Here is a 20,172-nt window from a genome sequence, read left to right on the forward strand (position 1 = left end):
GTTATCGACTTAATAAGGCATCATAGGTAGTTGGACATAGCCGGAGCACACTATAATTACCGCCCCATGCCAAACAGTACAGTCTTAACAGTCAATATCAGGATCTTGATATCCAACATCAGGCTTTGATGCTTGATATAGAAGATATCGTATTTATGCTTCCAAACGGCATCTTCAATAGATGCCCCGTAGGGGTATTTGACCTGGGCCAGGCCGGTAATGCCGGGCTTGACCGCATGACGGAAGCGATAGTACGGGATAACAGCTTCCAGCTCTTTTATAAATACTTCCCGCTCGGGTCTTGGGCCAACCAGAGACATTTCGCCTTTAAAGACGTTGATCAGTTGCGGTAGTTCATCAATACGGGTCTTGCGAATGAAACGGCCAACACGCGTGACTCGGGCGTCGTTCTTGCTTGCCCATTGAGCACCATTTTTTTCGGCATCGTTTCGCATAGAGCGGAACTTGATTACGTCGAATTCCTGGTTGAACAGGCCAACCCGGGCTTGACGATAAAAGATGGGACCAGGTGATTCCAGTTTGATGGCCAGCGCAGCAAGCAAGCCAATGGGAATGGCAACCAGACTGAGCGCAATGGCAGAGACCAGATCCAGCGCACGCTTGACAATGCGATTGGATGGACGGGAGAGGATGGAGAAAGATTTCATGTGCAGGAAGTAGCCGCTGTGCAGCAACTCCACTTCAGTGCGGCCGAAGCGACGGTCCAAATAACTGACCAGCGGTTCAACGTAGGCGCCATATTTGGTGGCCAGCACCAGCATTGCTGCCAGTTCATCGGGAAGGTCACCACTCTTGTAATGCACAAGAGTTTTGCCTTTCAGGGCCGAGAGGTCTGTCACATTGAAGTTCAATGTGAACGGATAATCAGCAAGCACCCGTTCGATAAGCTTTTTGTCATTGTCACTGCAGTAAACATAAAGCTCATCACTTTTCATGTGAACCCGCTTAAGCTCATACACCAGATTACCAATATCCAGTGAATGGCTCTCGGCCGTCAACTGTTCATTCGCAGCAATCCCGAAGGCTGCACTACTGTCTATTTTATTATGCATTCCCATAAGCTCTCTTCATGTCTATACCCAGAGAAACAACCATCGAGGTTTGTCTCATCGGCATTCGACTGCCACGTCACGTAGATTTTGTGTTTCCCTCCGGCAGCTTGTCGAAACGAGCAGCAGCGAGAAACGAACAAAGAAAAGAGATTGATTTTTATTTGAAAGCGAAGGGCTGGACAGGAGGAGCTCGGCAAACTCGTCGAGTTGACGAGTCCGGCAGTAAAAACATTTCAATTACAATCGATTGCCAACCAGTGACAGACACCCGAATGATCACATTCCGGCGTTGTCACACTCTCTATCCCGTGCCATGTATCTGGGGACTACTGACGGTCCCTCTTGTATCGATATCATCGCTATCGCTAAAGCGCCGAATTGACTACAAAGAAGTCAGTAACGGACTAAAAAACAATCCAATCTATAAAAAAAATAATGGCTACCGCCCCTGAGTTACAGCTCCCAGTGTGCATGCAGTCTTTTTATATTGTTAAAGGCATCAGTAAATTGATATGTAATTTGCCATACCTTACTGCTGACGATCATGACAACAAAACAAGTCGCCACTCCAGCCATTCGCCATAGCTCCGCTCATTCTGCTGCATTAATTTGCGCAAAACTGTAGGATTATTCCGAAATCAGTGGAGGCAGGAATTCTACCTGCGGTTCGCCAAAATGAGTAGCCAATCTAGTCCACGACTGGCTCGATCGATTAAAAAACAAACAAACAGGTGGAAAAGCAAAAAAAAAAGCGCCCAATAATGGACGCCTATATAAAAATTCAGTGATTAGCAAGCAAAAAATCTATGTTATGTGAGGGCAATTTAACAACATTATCACTTGGTGGTAGCTGCTGCTTCGCTAGCCACACCAGATCACAAATACCATCCGTCGGTTCGAATGCAGCAGGAGCATGCATCAGGATGTCGCGCACTTGCTGTTGATCAAAACGGTGACAAGCATCATCCAGTGAGGCCAGCAAGGGGCGCAGTCGCGACCAGGGCAGCCAGCTCTCTTGTGCCACCATGATCCGGGGATGCTCGGTTCCTCTGGCATCATCACCAATCAGTAACTCTTCGTAGAGCTTTTCACCCGGCCGCAACCCCGTCACCTCGATGGCAATATCCCCATCAGGACGCTGCTCATCACGCAGTGTCAGGCCGCTGAGGCGTATCATGCGCTTGGCCAGCTCCATGATCCGTACCGGTTGCCCCATATCGAGCACAAAGACGTCGCCCCCCTCCCCCATGGCGCCAGCCTGGATCACCAGCTGGGCAGCCTCAGGTATGGTCATGAAGTAACGGATAATATCGGGGTGAGTCAGAGTGATGGGCCCCCCCTTATCTATCTGCTGTCTGAATAACGGCACCACTGAGCCGGAAGATCCAAGAACATTGCCAAAACGCACCATACAAAAACGAGTGCTGTGCTTCTCGCGGGTCAAGGCTTGCAAGATCAACTCGGCCAGACGCTTGCTGGCCCCCATGGTGTTGGTTGGCCGCACCGCTTTATCGGTAGAGATCAGCACGAATGTTTCCACCCCTGCCTCAATAGCCGCCTGTGCTGCATAAAGAGTGCCGAATACGTTGTTACGTACCCCTTCAATAATGTTGAACTCAACCAGCGGGACATGTTTGTAAGCCGCGGTATGGTAGACGGTCTGGATCCTGAAACTCTGCATCACCGTCTTGAGACGATGCTGGCGCTGCACTGATCCTAGTAACGGCACCAGATCCGTTTCGATTTCTTCACGCTGACACTGCTCCCGCAGGTTCTTGTGCAAGACATAGAGGGCGTATTCGGATAGTTCGAACAGTACCAGAGTGGATGGCCGGCACCGCAAGATTTGGCGACAGAGCTCAGAACCAATAGAGCCACCGGCACCTGTCACCATGACCGCTTTGCCTGTGATATTGGCTTCCATCAAGGTGGTCACCGGCTCTACCGGATCTCTGCCCAATAGATCGTCGATGGAGACCTCATTGAGCTGATCTATGCGGGCAGAGCCATTGACCAGATCGGCCATCCCCGGGATAGAGAGCACTTCGCAAGATAGGGGCTCAAGTGCATTGATCACCTCCTGACGGCGAGCCCTGGTGCTGCTCGGCATGGCCAGCAAGATCTTCTGCACCCCATGGTGGTCAATCAGGGTTGGCAGCTGAGCACTGTGATAAACGGTACAGCCCTGGATCACGCATCCCTGTTTGGCGGGATCGTCATCAATAAAGGCAACGGGATAAAACTCATTGCCTTGCAACAAGGCCATTTGCAACTGTCGGCCCGAAGAGCCCGCGCCGTAGATCAATACCTGGGTACGAGCCAAACGGGTGGTATTTAGGAGCGCCCGGAAAAACAGCCGCACACCGCCAACCAGTAACACCAAAAAGGAGAGATAGATAACCGAAACCGTTCTCGGCAGAAGGATATCAAAGTAAAACGCAGAGAGAACAAAGAAGCAGGTTGAAAGAAATGCCCCTAGCGAGATTGTCCATAACACCCGAAAGCTGACATATCGGAGCACTGCGCGATAAAGCCCAAGCCTTACAAACAGACCGATGCTGACAATGATAATTGCGCCAAGCAGTGCCCAGTGATGCGGGCTATCGATTGGCCAGTTGTGTTCAAGCCGGATCCAGTACGCTCCCCAATAGGTCATGGTGATCAGGATCATATCAACGGTGACAGATACGGCACGCTTGCTGGCTCGTGACAGGGAGCCCAGGCAAGTCAGTAGCCAGCTCCCACCGGGTAAAAGCTCATTTCTCATTCTGGTACTCCTGCATTCAGGTGATACGCAAGAAAAGCTAACGGCAAGTAGGCAATGACCAGACCGCTCACACCATCGAGCTGGCCCAATACAATCATGACAGCGATCGGCGCAAGCCAAAGGCTATTTATAAGAAGCACAGCCAAGGTCACGTTTCGATGGCTCTGCCAACGCCTCGCCAGATATTGATAGCCATGAGTACGATGAGCCTCGCTCAGACGGCATTTCAGACGAAAGCGATTCAGCAACGTCCAGGTCGCATCAACCACAAAGACCCCGAGCATGACGAGCCATGCCCACAGGAATTGAGGGGCAGATGCCGCATCCAGCAGCATCAGGGAGGCCAGCATCAAGCCAAGAAATCCGCTGCCACCATCCCCCATAAAGATCCTGGCGGGCGGAAAATTCCAGCACAAGAAGCCCGCCGCCGAAATCCCCAGTAGCAGGATCAAACAGGCAGACGACCACTCCCCCCCAACCAGATAGTGAAATAACGTCATGAACAGACAGACGACAACGGCTTCACCTGCCGCCAAGCCATCGATGCCATCCATAAAGTTGTACAGGTTGATAAACCAGATCACCCCCAGCCAGGCCATCAGGTAACCAAACCAGGCCAGATCGAGCTGCCAACCAAAGAAGGTCAGCGCTGGCAAACCATCAACCGCAGATACCACCAAAGCTGCCGCCATGCTCTGCACAATCAGGCGGGTTCGGGGCTTGAGAGAGATGTGGTCATCGATAAAACCAACCAAGGCAATCCCCAGCGCCGCAGCCCATATCAATGCGAAGCTGCTCTGGGATATGCCGGAGGGAAGTGGGATCAGGGTAACAAACAACGGGGCTGCCAGCAGAAAGGTCGCCACGATAGCCATGCCACCGCCTCTCGGGGTCGGCACCTGATGCGAACTGCGATGATTGGGTTGGTCAAGCAAGCGGGTCTGTGCGTAGCGCCTGAGCAGGCCGGTCATGGTGATTGAAAGAAAAAGACAAAATATCGACAACAAAACAAATGCCAGCATCAAGACGACTCACTATGGATTGACGCCATCAGAGATAGGGTCTGAGAGAGCGAATAGGGTGCCGACCATTGTAATCGGCTCTGAGCCTTGCGGGTATCCATTTCCAGAGAGCCATAAATCCGTTGTAGCTTGGCATCAATCCCCAAACAGCGTCCAAGCACTCTTATTACTCCTGGTGGGAGATAAAAGACTCGACAGCTAACGCCTTCTGCTTCTGCAATCGCCGCCAATAAGTGCGACGTCGACACTGCGACAGGATCTGCGACTAAAAAGACCTGATTCACTGCAGCAGGGTGCTCCATCGCATGGGCAATGAAGTCACACAAATTAGGTAACGCCAACAGGCTACGCGCATTGGTCAAACGGGCAAAAGGGAGCGGGATCCCTTTGCGCACCCACGTCATCATGCTGGCAAAGTTAGCCTTCACCCCTTCCCCGTAAATAAGAGGAGGGCGGATGATGGTTACAGCCATACCACACTCTTTCGCGAGTGCCATCAGCCCCTGCTCAGCCTCATACTTCGAGCGTCCATAGGGATCTTCTGGCGGACTTTGCACATTCTCATCAAATGGCTTACCAGGGTCGGTCTGCTCGCCATTCACTTTGATCGAACTGATAAAGATGAAGCGCTTTACTCCTGCCTCAGCAGCCTGCCGGGCAAGAGCGAGGGAGCCCTCTGTATTCACCGCTCGAAACGCAGCCAGGGGATCTGTCGCGGTATCCGACATTACATGCACCCTGGCAGCACAGTGAACAACCACATCCACCTGTTGCAATTGAGCAGTCCAGTTGGCATCCGCAGTCAGAGAGGGAGCCTGAACATGGTAAGAAGCCAGCGAGTGACTTCGCACCGCTCCTTTAACATTCGCCCCCAGCGCCAGCAAGTGTTCACAGACCGCCTTGCCTACAAATCCGTTGGCACCTGTGACAAGAATTCTAGGTATGGACATACAATTTGAGATAGGCATTTCAAGATGAATAATAATTTGAAATAACTTTTTCATATAACGTCATATATTTATCAATCATGACGTCGGCAGTAAAGTTATGTTCAAATCTAGCCTTTGCATTTTTCCCCATACTCTCAGCTTCATCTTGATCATCCCATAACTTTTTCATTGCTGATGATAGAGCCTCACTATTTGCTGGCTCAACTGCCAAGCCGGTTTCACCATGCATATTTATATATGTAGTGCCTGTACCAATTTCGCAAGTAATCATTGGCTTCCCATACATAGATGCCTCTAACAAAGTCATACCAAACGCTTCAGAACGCAGATGAGATGGAAAGACCACAGCGTAACATAACTCCAGTAAAATATTTTTTTCAGCGTCACTTACTGGACCAACAAACAACGTATTTTTTAATCCTAACTTATCCGCCTGAGACTTCAACTCCTTTTCACATGGGCCTTCACCAATTATTATCAAAGGATAATCAAGCCCACGCATAGCATCAAGGACAAATGACAACCCCTTATAATATCGTAAAAATCCGATAAAAAGAAAAAAACGCCCTTTTATTTTATCATTCCATTTATTCGATAACGATAGTTCTGCATAACTTGGAGATACCTTTTCCAGACCGAATGGTATCACCTCAACATCCTTTTTTAGGCTAGAGAGAACGGGGCTGGTCTTGACATAATTGGGTGAAGAAGCGACTACAGCATCAACTTTATTTAGAAAAGACATCATCAATGGCTTATAAAGTTGTAGCAGGTATTTTTGTTTGACAATGTCAGAATGGTAACTGACCACCGTCGGCTTTTTAGGATTAACCCAAAAATGAACAAGATCCATATAAGGCCATGGAAAATGATAATGAATAATGTCAGCTTTCTCAGCCAGTCGCCTGAATTCGACAATGGCAGACCATGAAAAACCAGTCGAAGCTATATAAAAATCTTCTTTTGCAGCATGCACACTATGATTAGCGATGTTAAAATTTCGACCAGCATTTTCAGCACTTAAACATAATACATCAACCTCATGCCCTATTTTTACTGCACCTTCAGCAAGCTGATATATGACTTGTTGCACACCACCGTAAGCATCTGGGTAATATGTTTTAAAAAAATGAAGAATTTTCATTATCTTCCAAGCCCTTATCTAAAAAATAGTTCTTTGTGTATTGATGAACATCTGGTGATGCAAGAAGGTCTACTATATCAAACCATTTATACTTTGAATGCTGAGCAACAGAGAATGAATTTATATCATGGTCTAGTTCTATTGAATACGCTAAAACAACATAGTGAGTTGGAGTCATAATGTCATAAAAAGAATCTTTATAAAAATGCTCGTAGACTCCAATAAATTTAGCTTTCGAACTCTGTAACGTCACACCAAGCTCATTCTCAGCAACTCTTTTAAAGGCATCTGATATAGCTTCTCCCTTTTTTATCCTGCCCCCCAAAACAAACCAATAATCGGCTGCAGGTCTATTTCTTCTGAGACCGAGAAGATATCGCCCTGAACTATCAGAAATCACCAGATCAATCGAGATTAAAGGTGTATTTTTTATTGTTTTTAAAAAATCATCATCCGTAAGATGCATATCTCACCCCAAGATGTTATTTATACTTCTTTGCTGGCACACCCACATAAATTCCGGGCTGATCTATAGTGTTTACAACACACGCACCGGCACCAACAGTAATCTCGTCGCGAACAGTAATATTGTTTATTATAGTTGCGCCTGCACCTATAAAACATAACTTTCCAATATTAACTGAACCTGCCACTGTACTGTTGACCGATACATGCGTAAATTCATCAACACAGACGTCATGTTCAATTATTGCACCTGTATTGATAATGCATCCCTCACCAATTTTAACTGAAGGACCAATGTGCCCATGATGACCGACGAATGTTCCTTTACCTATGATAGAGTTAATACCAATCGTGGCTGTGGCAGAAATCAAGGTGGCAACTTGCCACCCCATTTCCCCCAATATCTCTAACTGTATCTTTCTTTTATAATTATCACCTACTGCAGAAAAAAAAATCCACTCATCGGGAGAGATTACATCCCATGAAGGAAAAACTGGATAACCCAAAATACTCTCGCCAGGTTTTGCATTATCATCAATAAAGCATAACATTGAGAATCCCAACGATAATGCTACATCAGCCACACTTCTTGCATGTCCACCACATCCTAAAATGGCCAACTTCTTTGAATCTACCACATTATTTCTCCAAGCAACTAATACGCTCAAGTATATCGATATGCTCATTTACAACATCAGACCATGTACGCATTGATAACTGATCGTATATCTGCAACTGTTTTCGTAGTAAGATGTCCTTATGGTGGAGTGCCCATTCTATTCTCTTAGCCATATCTCTCCAATCATATGGATCAAAAAATGTCATTTCCTGTAACTCAGGGTCAGTAAGAATTTCTTCAGTAACAGGAATACGAGCCATAACAACTGGTGTATTAACAGATAACGCCTCAGTAAATGTAAACGGACACCCGCCCTCACTTAGACTTGGATTAACTGCCAAACTTGCCAATTTATAACAAGCTGCAAGCTCTTGCATTGTTAGTCCATGTAAAAATAAGATATCATGTTGTAGATTGTGGCTAATAATAAACTCTTTTACTTCAGGTATAACACTAATGCTGCCGGTAACGATCAATTTGTGCTGAACAAATTTTTTTCGTAAAAGATACTCATACGCTTTGAATAAACTTATTATGTTTTTATTTGGCCTGATCTGGCTAGCATAAAAAACAAACTCTACATCTTTATTTTTAAACATTGACACATAATTTTGCTCATTCGATTTGCGAATTGCGGAAATGAGTAACGACTTGGCATAATTGGTAGTTGCCTCTTCATTATCTGGTAGACCAGTAATATTAATGAAGCTATCAACTTTATTAGCGGCGTGATGTACTACTGAGACCTTGTCCACTGATACTTGATAACCATCAATAAGTGTATTCCATTTTACCACTTCACTATAAGTGACAAAGTGGTCCCCTGTTCTGATAGCCTCTTCTAGCAATTTAAACGTCGATAGAGTTCTATCACCACCAATTTGAGAAAAGGCAACGGGAAACTCTCGTAAAACAACATCAGGTACACACATTAATCGAGGAGCATCGATCTTGTTAAACTCAGGCCAATAGGCTGTTGGACAATACCATGCAGATATATCATGCATACTATCGATTAATGCGCTTATGCGTTTCCCTTCCACCAACTCCATGTTACGGTAGAGACGCAATACAAATCCATCATCTTTAGGCGAGTATATCATTTTCATGAAACGGCCTATGTACTTGGAAAACCTGCCCAGCACAATTAGTTTCAATCTACGAACACAAAAAAATGCTAATAAAAAGGGAAACGAAAAAATAAAAAATAATGGAAAAATGATTAAAGCCAGCAGAAATAACAGACACCCTTCAACGCCTAAAAGGATCAGATCCAATGTTGTATATGCATTTAACAAACGCTTTTCCACATAATGGAAAATATTTTCCTTCAAGCTACCAACCAACCCCAGTAAAAATGATTTGAGTGTTTTTCTTTTCCTTATTTTCGTTTTACGATTAATGTACCAATGGTAAAGATCCAGTAAAAGTGGTCTTTTTTCTGGTGAGCGAATCGAAAAACTGTCATGTGGTACATTCTCACTATCAAAAAGGTCATATAGATCTTTCGTAGACCAACTAGGACACACCAAGGTAAACTTTACATCATCTCGTACTGCAGCACCTTTAAGAAAGGCAGCCAAGTAACGACCAAGTCCCTCCTTCCGTAAATCAACAGATGGGGCATAGCAAAGATAAATTCCAAATTTTCTCACAGACATTCGCGTATTACCCCCCAATAATGCTTAGCCAAATTTTCCACTCGTTGCTCTTTCAGTATATCTTTACTAGGCAAATTTTTTCGAAGATGAAAAGCTTGCTCTTCTATATATTTTAGCTGACAAGCCATTTGCTCCGGCGAGTTTGCATCAGACCATGTTAAATTAAGTGAAAACTGTCTATCTATTTCACGCATTGCCGGATAATCAGAAGAGAGTGCAGGTATATTGAGATAGGCAGCCTCAATAACCGAGAAAGTGCCATTATCAATGCGCGCAGGATGCCATATAAATGCTGCTTTTTTTAGTGCCTTTTTATATTCTAAATCGGATAACTCACCACATAACTTTATCTTACGTTTCAACGGCTCACTATTATCAACAGTTCTCACAAACTCGCTCAAATATGAAAGTTTACTTTCCGTTATACTCTGAGTATTAACACCGGTGATAAAGCATGTAAGAGAACCGGCTAGCTGATTATAATAAATATCTAATGCTTTGACTGCATTGAGATGATTCTTATGTGGACTAAGATTAGTAGTCCAAATGAAATAGTCGCCAATATCTTTTTGCTGCTCATCTGAAAACGAAAAGTCAGGTGCCAACATAGGTAACCGAGCAATTCTGTCAGACTCAATACCAGCATATTGTTGCGCATCTCGGCAAGTAAACTCAGTAGTAACCAAGACTCGCTCAGCTTGTGTTGCTGCTTTCAAGTAGGGATGATCAGCACTTCCTTGCAAAATTGAAACATAGCGCTGCAAATAATCATATACCATCAATACTATCGGTCTTACTGGAAGCAGCGTTTTGTCCAGCCTGTCAGAAACGAAAACCCAAATATCACAATCATAGAAATTACTGATGCTGTCATTTGGCACCATATATGATTCATCTACGGCACACCAGCCATCATGACCAGCATATTGCATAGCACGAGTAGCATCATCTTTAGAAAGATGTTGCCAATAGAAGCTTCTCCTTTGAATTTTTGGATTTAAATCCTTCAACTCATTAGCATGCTCTAATTCATCAATGGTTGGATGCGCAAAAACGATGTCACATTCTTCATTAGCCTGTTGACTACCAAGTAATATGGCATCAGCTAAAAGCTTAGCACCTCGCAGACTCCCCCCTCGATACTCAATCGGAACAATTATGGCAATTCGTTTTTTTCTTGTGGTATATGTAGGGCGAGCTTTCTGCTGGAGGCGATGTTCTTTTAATCCATCAACGACAAGGCTAAAGTTTCTTTTCCATATTGAAGCACAATACTCTGGCATCATTTTCTCAAGAAGCACATGCTGTGTTTTTCTAATATCCTTGATTAACTGTTCATCGTCATTTAAAATTTTTCTAATCTTAGCCTTAGCTTCTGCAATTGTTTCACATCTGCCAGGTAAATCCCCGCCCCCCATCAAATCCAGCATTCCCCCAGCCATATATATTAATGGCATACCAGCTTGTATGGCTTCAAAGGGATGATAATGTATATGATTTGGTTCAGTGGAATGATAAAACATAATGCTGCATTGTTGCATGTTATCAGAGTGCTCTTCTTTAGATACAAAGCCGAGTACTTTCTTATCATTAACAGCTATTGGCTGCGCACCACCAATGATATAATCAAAATCTTTAAAATCACGAACAAAGGATTCATAAATACTTTTAAAGTATGGAGATGTTCCTATTCTAGGACAGACAAATAGTATCGTTTTTCTTTTTCCAGTCCAATTATCAGGCTGATATTTACCTTTTAAACCAACAGGCAAATAGCATGAGCGCTTTGCTAAATATGGCATTTCTACATCGGAAATATGCTCATAGCCACAACCAAACCAGAATCTTTTTCCCATCGATTTAATCGTTGATACTACATTATCTCCACACTCACTTCTTAGTAAAGAAGAATAATTGTATCCCTTAGATAATCCAAATACACGAAGAATGACGGTACCATTAAAACTTTTAATGGTTGACTTAATTTGCTTTGGGAAGAAGCCAATTATCGCATAATCAAAATATTTATTGACAATATCCCAAGCATTTTTACTGGGCGACTCATACCAATTTTGTTCATTTAAAATATCAAGTTCATGCCTAGGGATAGTCAATTTATCGTCAAAATCAAATGTAATACTTGCCGATAAATTTCCCTCATCATATGGAAACTTTTTGGGAAGATATATTTCTTCAATACCAAATTCTATTAGCTGAGGTATTTCAAAGTTTCTTAATGTTGAATGGTTAAGCAGCCACAACACTCGATTTTTCATGCTAAATCCAGATTATTGACTCGTTTATAGGCAATGATCGCATCATCAATGGGGCCATCAAAAATGTATTCACCATGATGAAATACAATCCCTCTTGAACAAATATTTTTCAATGCGCTGAAATCATGTGATGCTAAAACTAGTATTTCAGCATTCTCAATCAAACTCATTATTCTGCTTTTAGCCTTTGCCATAAACTGAGCATCACCAGCACCAATCACTTCATCGAGGAGCAAAATATCGCCACCAACTGCTGTGGATATGGCAAATGCGAGTCTAACCTGCATGCCTGCAGAGTAAGTTTTAATTGGATAATCAATAAACTCACCCAGACCAGCAAACTCAACGATCTCATTTTCTTTCTCTTTCATAAAAGTCGGAGAGAGGCCAAGCAGAAGACCACGATAGAGAATATTCTCTCGGCCTGTTGCATCAGGTTCAAAACCTAGACTCAAATCAAAAAGAGAACGAACTTGCCCTTCAACAATTAATTTACCACTAGATATAGGATAGAGACCTGCCACCGTTTTAAGAAATGTACTTTTTCCTGCACCATTATGCCCTAAGAGCCCGACCCTCTCTCCATTATTTATTTCTAGCGTAATATTTTTTAATGCATGAATATCAGAAACAGAACGCTCTGCTTTTCCTTTTTTAAAAGCAGCAGAGAAAAGAGACTTTAGTGACCGCTCTTTGTAAGCTACTGATGCATAATGAAGGTTAACATTCTCAAGTTTAATTTTATTCTTTTTCATAGGTAGAAGATCACTTTTTTCTCTGCATTTCGGCCAATCAGCCATGCAAGCAAAAATAGGAACGCAGCTGTTATTAGACTAAATGTATAGTTTTCCAGACTCGGCCATTCACCTTTTAGTAGTGGTGCTCTTATAATTTGCAATACATGATACACAGGATTGTAATCGACTAACCAATCCAATCCGCCAGAACGGAACATACGTTCTTCGAAATATACCGGAGAGATAAACCATATCGCTTGCATGACCAATCCCATCGCATGTGGTACATCTCTAAATCTAACCCCGATATACGCTAGCAATGTTGATAATGGCCATGCAATAAGTGCCAATATTGGAAAAACAGTTAAGGTGGCTAGCCAGGTTATATTTATATTTTGTGGCAATACAACTATTGACCAAGCAAATAGAGCCAAACTGGCAAGTGCAAGTACTATGATGCTGCTCAATACAGTTCGTAATGTATATATTGCTAATGGATGCTTGCATTGTTTAATGTAGGCATCAGCTTGCACAAACGCAAGTGAACCACCAATGGTATTGGCTACTACAAAATCCCAGACTATAATTCCTGACAAAATATAGGGTGCATATGTCACTATGTCCGTATTAAACATTTTACTAAAAACTATAGATATTAATAATGTCATACCTAAAGGTTGAATAAATGACCATAATACACCGAAAAAAGAACGCCGCCAACGAGAGCGTAGATCCGATAACGCGAGATGCTGCCAAAAATATCTAGCATCCCAAATACCCCTAACATAATAAAGACTCATAGAGCTCCCACCAATTTAAAATAACCCTTCACCAACGAAAGATGAAGGGTTATCTATTTAACATTACTTATTTAAATAAAAATCAGAAATTACGTTGCAGATATAATCAACATCTTTTTCCAATAATTCAGGGTAGCTTGGTAAATTCATTCCTCTTGAGCTGATATTTTCAGCAACAGGAAATTTATGTTCCGTAAATACATGTGGCATCGTATTAGCTAAAGGAAACAATGGCCTTGTCTCAACATCATGACTCTTTAGAACAGTTCTGAGCAAGTCTCTATCTTGTGCATTCTCGACGAGGATCGAGCACATCCAAAATGAATGACTGGTATTCTCAATCTCTTTGTGGAATGTTATCGGCAAATGGTTTAATCGACGCTGATACCAACTGGCAATCTCTCTTTTTTTGGCAATTATCTCGTCTGCTTGCTCTAATTGTGCCAGGCCAATCGCAGCACATATATTTGTCATGCGATAATTAAATGCCAACGCATCATGCCAATACTCTTTAACCTTCGAAACACCTTGGCTCTTCAAGTGGCATGCCAAGTCATGGACATTTTTATCCTTTGAAACAACCATGCCACCTTCGCCGGTAGTTATTGTCTTATTTCCAAAGAAACTGAATGTTGCCACGTCACCAAATGTACCAACATGCTTATTCTTATAAAGAGTACCGAACGCTTCCGCACAGTCTTCGATCAAAAACAAGTTATGTTTCTTACAAACATCGACTAACGCATCCATGTCACATGGTAAACCATAAAGATGCACAGCCATGACAGCCTTGGTCTTTGTTGTGATTTTTGCTATTACATCATTGACATCGATGTTCCATGTATCTGGTAGCGAGTCAACATAGACTGCTTTTGCACCGGTCTGAATGATGGTATTCACTGAGGCAATATATGTGAATGAAGGAACAATAACCTCATCACCAGGACCAATACCTAAAGCAGCCATCGCCAAATGAAGTGCTACAGTACCATTACTCACTGTTGTACAATTTTCTGCACCAATATACTTTGAAAATGCAGATTCAAATCTGTTAATAAACTCACCTTTGGAAGAGATCCATGTTGAATCAAGGCATTCATTAACATATTTTTTTTCATTACCAGATAATCTTGGTTGATATACTGGAATCATAGTCACTCCACACTGACATTAACATCAAAGCCATGGGATTTCAGCAAGGCATGCTGGCGAGCTTGCTGTAAATCATATGCAACCATCTCACTTACCATTTCTGCGAGTGTCGTTTCCGGCTCCCAACCCAGCTTATTTTTTGCATTAGATGGATCACCAAGAAGAGTCTCTACCTCGGCCGGTCTGAAATAACGTGGATCAACACATACGATAATATCACCGACCTTCAATGCCGGCGCCTTATCTCCATAAATCGCCGAAACGACAGCTTTTTCCTCGACGCCGCTTCCAACAAAGTTCAATTCAATACCTAACTCAGCAGCGGCCATTTTTATAAATTCACGGACACTATATTGCACTCCAGTTGCAATGACAAAGTCCTCTGGCTGCTCTTGTTGCAACATCATCCATTGCATCTTGACATAGTCTCTTGCATGTCCCCAATCACGCAATGAGTCCATGTTTCCCATATACAGGCACTTTTCGAGGCCTTGAGCAATATTTGACAAACCTCGAGTAATTTTTCTAGTGACAAATGTTTCTCCACGACGGGGTGACTCATGATTAAACAAAATACCATTACAAGCATACATACCATATGCCTCACGATAATTCACCGTAATCCAGTACGCATACATTTTTGCAACAGCATAAGGGCTGCGCGGATAAAAAGGTGTTGTCTCTCGCTGCGGAATTTCTTGCACGAGGCCGTATAGTTCGGATGTCGATGCCTGATAAAAACGAGTTTTTTTTGTCAGTCCCAAGAAACGAATAGCTTCCAATAAGCGTAAAGTACCTATCGCATCAACATCCGCAGTATATTCTGGGGAATCAAAACTAACAGCGACATGAGATTGAGCACCAAGATTATAAACTTCATCTGGTTGAACTTCGGCTATAATTCTCGTTAGATTTGATGAATCCGTTAAGTCACCATAATGTAGTTTAAAATCAACGTTCTCTTCATGAGGGTCTTTATAAATGTGGTCTACACGTTGTGTATTAAACTGAGATGCACGGCGCTTAATACCATGGACTTCATACCCCTTCTCTAATAGAAACTCAGCCAGATATGAACCATCCTGACCAGTCACCCCAGTAATTAACGCTACTTTCTTGGACATTTTCAGCACTCTCCTTATAAGTTGTTGATCATTTTATGTAATGAATTCAAACCAGACGTTAACTTGCTTATATCGTTTTTGCTTTCAACATTAAGCCTTAGTAATGGTTCTGTGTTTGAAATGCGAACATTAAATCGCCAATCGTTCATTTCAATACTAAGACCATCTACATATTCTACCTTGACAGCAAGTGGCGCATAGACCTCTTCCAGCTTCTTTATTATCTCAAGAGCATTATCAACTCTATAATTTATCTCACCACTGCATGGATAGGCTTTAACACGTTCAGCAACTAAACTAGACAATGTGGATTTTTTTAGTGATAGCAAGTTAATTACTAGTAACCAAGGAATCATACCGCTATCACAGTAGCCAAAGTCACGGAAATAGTGATGGGCACTCATTTCACCACCATATATTGCATTCTCACTGCGCATCCGTTCTTTAATAAAGGCGTGACCAGTTTTGCTTTGTACTGGTTTACCACCAGACTTTTCAACGATATCAATAGTATTCCATGTCAAGCGTGGATCATGAATAATTTTCTCATGAGGATTATCTACTAAAAATGCCTCTGCTAATAATCCAACAATATAGTATCCTTCGATGAAATAACCATTTTCATCAAACAAAAAACAGCGATCAAAATCACCATCCCACGCAATACCCATATCAGCATGATAGAACTTTACCGCTTCCGATGTAGCACTTCTATTTTCAGGAAGCAATGGGTTAGGAATACCATTGGGAAAGTTACCATCTTCCTCATGATGAATTTTTATAAACTCAACAGGAACATTGAGGGTATTGAAACGTCGCTCGATAACATCAAGCACATGCCCTGCAGCCCCGTTACCGGCATTCACAACTAGCTTGAGTGGACGTAATTGATGCGGCTTTATATACGTCAGCAAATGATCGACATAAGCATCTAGTATCGATTTTTTAATCAATGTTCCTTGCCGGGAGGATGCAATGAAGTCACCCTTTTCAGCCAATGCTCGAATATCATTCAAACCACTATCACCACTAATTGGACAAGCATCACGACCAACCAGTTTCATGCCATTGTAATCCATAGGATTATGACTGGCCGTCACTTCTATAGCACCATCAATGTCTAACGTAAATGCTGCAAAGTAGGTTTCTTCAGTCCCCGTAGTCCCTAAGTCGATGACATCACAACCGGCATCAAGAATCCCTCTTGCAAGTGCTTGCTTTAGGCTTTCGCTCGTGAGTCTAACATCGCCTCCAACAGCAATTGTCGTTGCATTTAGATACTGTGCAGTTGCACGGCCAATACGGTATGCAATCTCAGTGTTCAGCTCATCACCCAGTTTGCCGCGAATGTCGTAAGCTTTAAAACAAGTAAGATTCATGATGCCCCCTAAATTAAATTCCTTTTCAATAATCAATGATGTCATCTTCACCTAAATATTCACCCGTTTGCACCTCTAGCATAACTAAATCGATGAGACCTGGATTTTTTAATTGGTGACGATGCCCAGCAGGAATATATGTAGATTGGTTAGCAGTTAGCAAGGCAATTTGATCTTCATAGAAAACCTCTGCAACACCAGATAATACCACCCAGTGTTCATTTCTATGATGATGCATTTGCATCGTTAAGCTCGCCCCAGGTTTAACTTCAAGTCTTTTTATTTTAAAACGCTCTCCCACCTCAAGTAACGTATAACGTCCCCATGGACAATAGACTGTACGATGTATTTTATATGCATCATTGTTTATCGTCTTAAGGTGATTATAAATTAATTTTACATCCTGACTACTTTCTTTGTGAGCGACCAATAGAGCATCAGCAGTATCAACAATTACTAGGTTTTCTACACCTACAGCACCAATAACCCGATCCTCGCTCGAAATATAACAATTTGAGGTAGCATGTAAAATTGCATGCCCCTGAACGGTGTTTCCATCGTCATCAGCTTGATGTAGTTCACTTATTGCAGCCCAAGACCCAATATCACTCCAGCCTATGTCACATGGAACTACTGAAACATTTCCTGATTTTTCCATCACGGCATAATCTATCGAGATGTCTGGAACATGGATAAATGTGTCAGGGTCCAGATCAATATGCTTGACCTTTTTACTTTGAACCGAATCGGACTTGTCAAGGCAAGCTTTTGTTGCTATCAATACTTCCGGACAATGCAAGTCCATCTCTGCAATCATTGTACTTGCTTTAAAGCAAAACATACCTGAATTCCAGAAGAAGCGACCGCTTTCAACGTACTCAATTGCCTTATCCAATGTTGGCTTTTCAACGAAGCGCAAAACCTCTGTACCAAGAGCTTCAATGTAACCATAACCTGTTTCAGGTATTGTGGGTTTAATACCAAATGTGACTAACCGTCCTGCTTTTGCTAATTCAATAGCGCAGGAAACAGCATCATCGAATGCAACTTGCTCTGTGATCAAGTGATCAGCAGCCAAGACCAACAAGACCGCATCATCGCCATATGTATCGCGAGCATAAATTGCAGCAGATGCTACTGCTGCTGCAGTGTTACGACCATAAGGTTCAAGAATAAATGAAGTCTGAATTTCATTACTATTAACTTCTTTAAATGAATCTAGTGTTTTGAAATAAAGGTCTCGATTAGTAATAGTCAATACTTCACTGACATCTGATAATTTTGCTCCACGTAAAAATGCTTTTTGTAAAAAACTTTGATTATCCGATAGTTTAATGAATGGCTTGGGATGTTGTTCACGTGAAACAGGCCATAATCTTGAACCGCTTCCACCACACATAATAGCAGGAATTAAGACAGTCATAGATACACCATAATGTATTTAATGTGTTGATATGATTTTCAGAAATGTTTAGCTGCCATAAATGGCTTTGCATTTTTATCTTTAAGAGATAATATAGGGAGTATATCACTCTCCCACTCTATTCCTAGTTGCTGGTCATTCCAACATATTGTATGCTCAAAGTCAGGTCTATAATAATTGGTTGCTTTATATAAAACTTCTGCTGTTTCTGTTCTAGTTATAAAACCATGGGCAAACCCTTTCGGAATCCACAATTGCCGCTTATTCTCAGCTGATAGATGAACACCGACCCATTTTCCAAAGGTCGGCGAATTTTCACGAATATCCACAGCTACATCAAATATTTCTCCCACAACACATCGCACCAGCTTTCCCTGGGCGTGTGGTGATGATTGATAATGCAGTCCACGCAACACGTTTTTCGAGGATTTAGAATGATTATCTTGAAGAAAAGTAACAGGGTATCCTACTGCTTCTTCGAACAGTTTATGGTTGAAACTCTCAAAGAAAAAGCCACGCTCATCACCAAATATTTTTGGCTCAAAAATAAGTACATCAGATATCGTGGTCTCGATTACATTCATCTTCATATCCCTATTTTATTTAGTTTATTTTGCAGGAACGGGTGCACACCCTTAACTCCAACTCATACTTTCGAAACCATCTTTAACAGGTATTGTCCATAAGCATTTTTCGCAAGTGGTGTCGCCAACTTTTTCACTTGCTCTGCATCAATGAATTTCTTGCGATAGGCGATCTCTTCAGGACAAGCGACTTTCAACCCCTGACGGGTCTCGATGGTCTGAATAAAGTTGCTCGCTTCAATCATGCTCTCGTGGGTACCGGTATCAAGCCAAGCATAACCACGGCCCATCATGGCCACCGACAGATTGCCTTGCTCCAGGTAGATACGGTTCACATCTGTTATCTCCAGCTCGCCACGGGGCGACGGCGTCAAACTCTTGGCGATCTTGACCACGCTGTTGTCGTAGAAATAGAGGCCGGTCACCGCATAGTTGCTCTTGGGCTCCAACGGTTTCTCTTCCAGAGAGATCGCGGTGCCCTCTTTATCAAATTCAACCACCCCATAACGCTCGGGGTCATGCACATGGTAGGCAAAGACGGTTGCACCGCTCTCTTTGGCCACTGCCGCCTCCAACTGTTTCTGCAAGTCGTGGCCGTAGAAGATGTTGTCACCTAACACCAGTGCACAGGGGTCTGACCCGATAAACTCTGCACCCAGAATAAAGGCTTGTGCCAACCCGTCCGGACTTGGTTGTACCTTGTATTGAAAACTCAGGCCCCACTGACTGCCATCACCCAGCAATTGCTCAAAACGGGGGGTATCTTGCGGCGTGCTAATGATCAGAATATCGCGAATACCCGCCAGCATCAGGGTGCTCAGAGGATAGTAGATCATCGGCTTGTCATAGATGGGCAGCAGCTGCTTGCTCACTGCCATGGTCACAGGATAGAGACGGGTGCCTGAGCCGCCGGCCAGAATAATGCCTTTACGTTTGGTCATGATGCTTGTTTCTTATTATTAAATTGCAAAAAAGGGTGGCTTGTGGCTACACCTT

Annotated in this window: 17 protein-coding genes; all 17 read right to left on the reverse strand. The window is 42.9% G+C overall.

Annotation, left to right across the window (positions count from 1 at the left end; translation table 11 throughout):
* Positions 1–56: 56 nt before the first annotated feature.
* Complete coding sequence (locus DBR30_RS20485) at positions 57–1,079, reverse strand: exopolysaccharide biosynthesis polyprenyl glycosylphosphotransferase (protein ID WP_234922455.1); 1,023 nt, start codon at positions 1,077–1,079, stop codon at positions 57–59.
* A 775-nt stretch (positions 1,080–1,854) separates the two neighbouring features.
* The gene (locus DBR30_RS20490; protein WP_108539974.1) at positions 1,855–3,840 is read right to left on the reverse strand and encodes a nucleoside-diphosphate sugar epimerase/dehydratase; all 1,986 of its coding nucleotides are present in this window, start codon (positions 3,838–3,840) and stop codon (positions 1,855–1,857) included.
* Positions 3,837–4,862 carry an MraY family glycosyltransferase gene (locus DBR30_RS20495; protein ID WP_108539977.1) on the reverse strand — a complete coding sequence of 342 codons (1,026 nt, stop codon included), beginning with the start codon at positions 4,860–4,862 and terminating at the stop codon, positions 3,837–3,839. Before DBR30_RS20495 ends, DBR30_RS20490 begins: the two co-directional genes overlap by 4 nt.
* Positions 4,862–5,812, reverse strand: a complete 951-nt coding sequence (locus DBR30_RS20500; protein WP_181363642.1) for a UDP-glucose 4-epimerase family protein — start codon at positions 5,810–5,812, stop codon at positions 4,862–4,864. The genes DBR30_RS20495 and DBR30_RS20500 overlap by 1 nt, the downstream gene beginning before the upstream one ends.
* A 19-nt stretch (positions 5,813–5,831) precedes the next feature.
* Complete coding sequence (locus tag DBR30_RS20505; protein ID WP_108539982.1) at positions 5,832–6,956, reverse strand: glycosyltransferase family 4 protein; 1,125 nt, start codon at positions 6,954–6,956, stop codon at positions 5,832–5,834.
* Positions 6,934–7,422, reverse strand: coding sequence for a GDP-mannose mannosyl hydrolase (locus DBR30_RS20510; protein ID WP_108539984.1), 489 nt, complete (start codon positions 7,420–7,422; stop codon positions 6,934–6,936). The genes DBR30_RS20505 and DBR30_RS20510 overlap by 23 nt, the downstream gene beginning before the upstream one ends.
* A gap of 16 nt (positions 7,423–7,438) precedes the next feature.
* Positions 7,439–8,089 carry an acetyltransferase gene (locus DBR30_RS20515; RefSeq protein ID WP_258224531.1) on the reverse strand — a complete coding sequence of 217 codons (651 nt, stop codon included), beginning with the start codon at positions 8,087–8,089 and terminating at the stop codon, positions 7,439–7,441.
* On the reverse strand, positions 8,061–9,701 hold the full coding sequence (locus DBR30_RS20520) for a glycosyltransferase (protein ID WP_108539989.1): 1,641 nt from the start codon (positions 9,699–9,701) through the stop codon (positions 8,061–8,063). The genes DBR30_RS20515 and DBR30_RS20520 overlap by 29 nt, the downstream gene beginning before the upstream one ends.
* Positions 9,692–11,977, reverse strand: a complete 2,286-nt coding sequence (locus DBR30_RS20525) for a glycosyltransferase (RefSeq protein ID WP_108539991.1) — start codon at positions 11,975–11,977, stop codon at positions 9,692–9,694. The genes DBR30_RS20520 and DBR30_RS20525 overlap by 10 nt, the downstream gene beginning before the upstream one ends.
* Complete coding sequence (locus tag DBR30_RS20530) at positions 11,974–12,732, reverse strand: ABC transporter ATP-binding protein (RefSeq protein ID WP_108539993.1); 759 nt, start codon at positions 12,730–12,732, stop codon at positions 11,974–11,976. Before DBR30_RS20530 ends, DBR30_RS20525 begins: the two co-directional genes overlap by 4 nt.
* Complete coding sequence (locus tag DBR30_RS20535; protein ID WP_108539995.1) at positions 12,729–13,514, reverse strand: ABC transporter permease; 786 nt, start codon at positions 13,512–13,514, stop codon at positions 12,729–12,731. The genes DBR30_RS20530 and DBR30_RS20535 overlap by 4 nt, the downstream gene beginning before the upstream one ends.
* A gap of 63 nt (positions 13,515–13,577) precedes the next feature.
* Complete coding sequence (locus DBR30_RS20540) at positions 13,578–14,666, reverse strand: DegT/DnrJ/EryC1/StrS family aminotransferase (RefSeq protein WP_108539997.1); 1,089 nt, start codon at positions 14,664–14,666, stop codon at positions 13,578–13,580.
* 2 nt (positions 14,667–14,668) lie between these two features.
* Positions 14,669–15,790, reverse strand: coding sequence for a GDP-mannose 4,6-dehydratase (gmd, locus tag DBR30_RS20545; RefSeq protein ID WP_108540000.1), 1,122 nt, complete (start codon positions 15,788–15,790; stop codon positions 14,669–14,671).
* Between the two features lie 14 nt (positions 15,791–15,804).
* Positions 15,805–17,214: a phosphomannomutase CpsG gene (locus tag DBR30_RS20550; protein WP_308810861.1), complete on the reverse strand. Its 1,410-nt coding sequence runs from the start codon at positions 17,212–17,214 to the stop codon at positions 15,805–15,807.
* Positions 17,195–18,592, reverse strand: coding sequence for a mannose-1-phosphate guanylyltransferase/mannose-6-phosphate isomerase (locus DBR30_RS20555; protein ID WP_108540002.1), 1,398 nt, complete (start codon positions 18,590–18,592; stop codon positions 17,195–17,197). Before DBR30_RS20555 ends, DBR30_RS20550 begins: the two co-directional genes overlap by 20 nt.
* Before the next feature lie 38 nt (positions 18,593–18,630).
* Positions 18,631–19,176: a dTDP-4-dehydrorhamnose 3,5-epimerase gene (gene rfbC / locus DBR30_RS20560; RefSeq protein ID WP_108540004.1), complete on the reverse strand. Its 546-nt coding sequence runs from the start codon at positions 19,174–19,176 to the stop codon at positions 18,631–18,633.
* 62 nt (positions 19,177–19,238) lie between these two features.
* Complete coding sequence (gene rfbA, locus DBR30_RS20565; protein WP_108540007.1) at positions 19,239–20,117, reverse strand: glucose-1-phosphate thymidylyltransferase RfbA; 879 nt, start codon at positions 20,115–20,117, stop codon at positions 19,239–19,241.
* Positions 20,118–20,172 lie beyond the last annotated feature (55 nt).

Source organism: Aeromonas sp. HMWF017 (assembly GCF_003061465.1).
In the GTDB taxonomy this organism is placed as follows: domain Bacteria; phylum Pseudomonadota; class Gammaproteobacteria; order Enterobacterales; family Aeromonadaceae; genus Aeromonas; species Aeromonas veronii.

Coding starts and splice junctions, on each gene's coding strand:
- DBR30_RS20485 (WP_234922455.1), bottom strand. CDS start 1,079: ATGGGAATGCATAATAAAATAGACAGTAGTGCAGCCTTCGGGATTGCT.
- DBR30_RS20490 (WP_108539974.1), bottom strand. CDS start 3,840: ATGAGAAATGAGCTTTTACCCGGTGGGAGCTGGCTACTGACTTGCCTG.
- DBR30_RS20495 (WP_108539977.1), bottom strand. CDS start 4,862: ATGCTGGCATTTGTTTTGTTGTCGATATTTTGTCTTTTTCTTTCAATC.
- DBR30_RS20500 (WP_181363642.1), bottom strand. CDS start 5,812: ATGTCCATACCTAGAATTCTTGTCACAGGTGCCAACGGATTTGTAGGC.
- DBR30_RS20505 (WP_108539982.1), bottom strand. CDS start 6,956: ATGAAAATTCTTCATTTTTTTAAAACATATTACCCAGATGCTTACGGT.
- DBR30_RS20510 (WP_108539984.1), bottom strand. CDS start 7,422: ATGCATCTTACGGATGATGATTTTTTAAAAACAATAAAAAATACACCT.
- DBR30_RS20520 (WP_108539989.1), bottom strand. CDS start 9,701: ATGTCTGTGAGAAAATTTGGAATTTATCTTTGCTATGCCCCATCTGTT.
- DBR30_RS20525 (WP_108539991.1), bottom strand. CDS start 11,977: ATGAAAAATCGAGTGTTGTGGCTGCTTAACCATTCAACATTAAGAAAC.
- DBR30_RS20530 (WP_108539993.1), bottom strand. CDS start 12,732: ATGAAAAAGAATAAAATTAAACTTGAGAATGTTAACCTTCATTATGCA.
- DBR30_RS20535 (WP_108539995.1), bottom strand. CDS start 13,514: ATGAGTCTTTATTATGTTAGGGGTATTTGGGATGCTAGATATTTTTGG.
- DBR30_RS20540 (WP_108539997.1), bottom strand. CDS start 14,666: ATGATTCCAGTATATCAACCAAGATTATCTGGTAATGAAAAAAAATAT.
- gmd (WP_108540000.1), bottom strand. CDS start 15,790: ATGTCCAAGAAAGTAGCGTTAATTACTGGGGTGACTGGTCAGGATGGT.
- DBR30_RS20550 (WP_308810861.1), bottom strand. CDS start 17,214: ATGACATCATTGATTATTGAAAAGGAATTTAATTTAGGGGGCATCATG.
- DBR30_RS20555 (WP_108540002.1), bottom strand. CDS start 18,592: ATGACTGTCTTAATTCCTGCTATTATGTGTGGTGGAAGCGGTTCAAGA.
- rfbC (WP_108540004.1), bottom strand. CDS start 19,176: ATGAATGTAATCGAGACCACGATATCTGATGTACTTATTTTTGAGCCA.
- rfbA (WP_108540007.1), bottom strand. CDS start 20,117: ATGACCAAACGTAAAGGCATTATTCTGGCCGGCGGCTCAGGCACCCGT.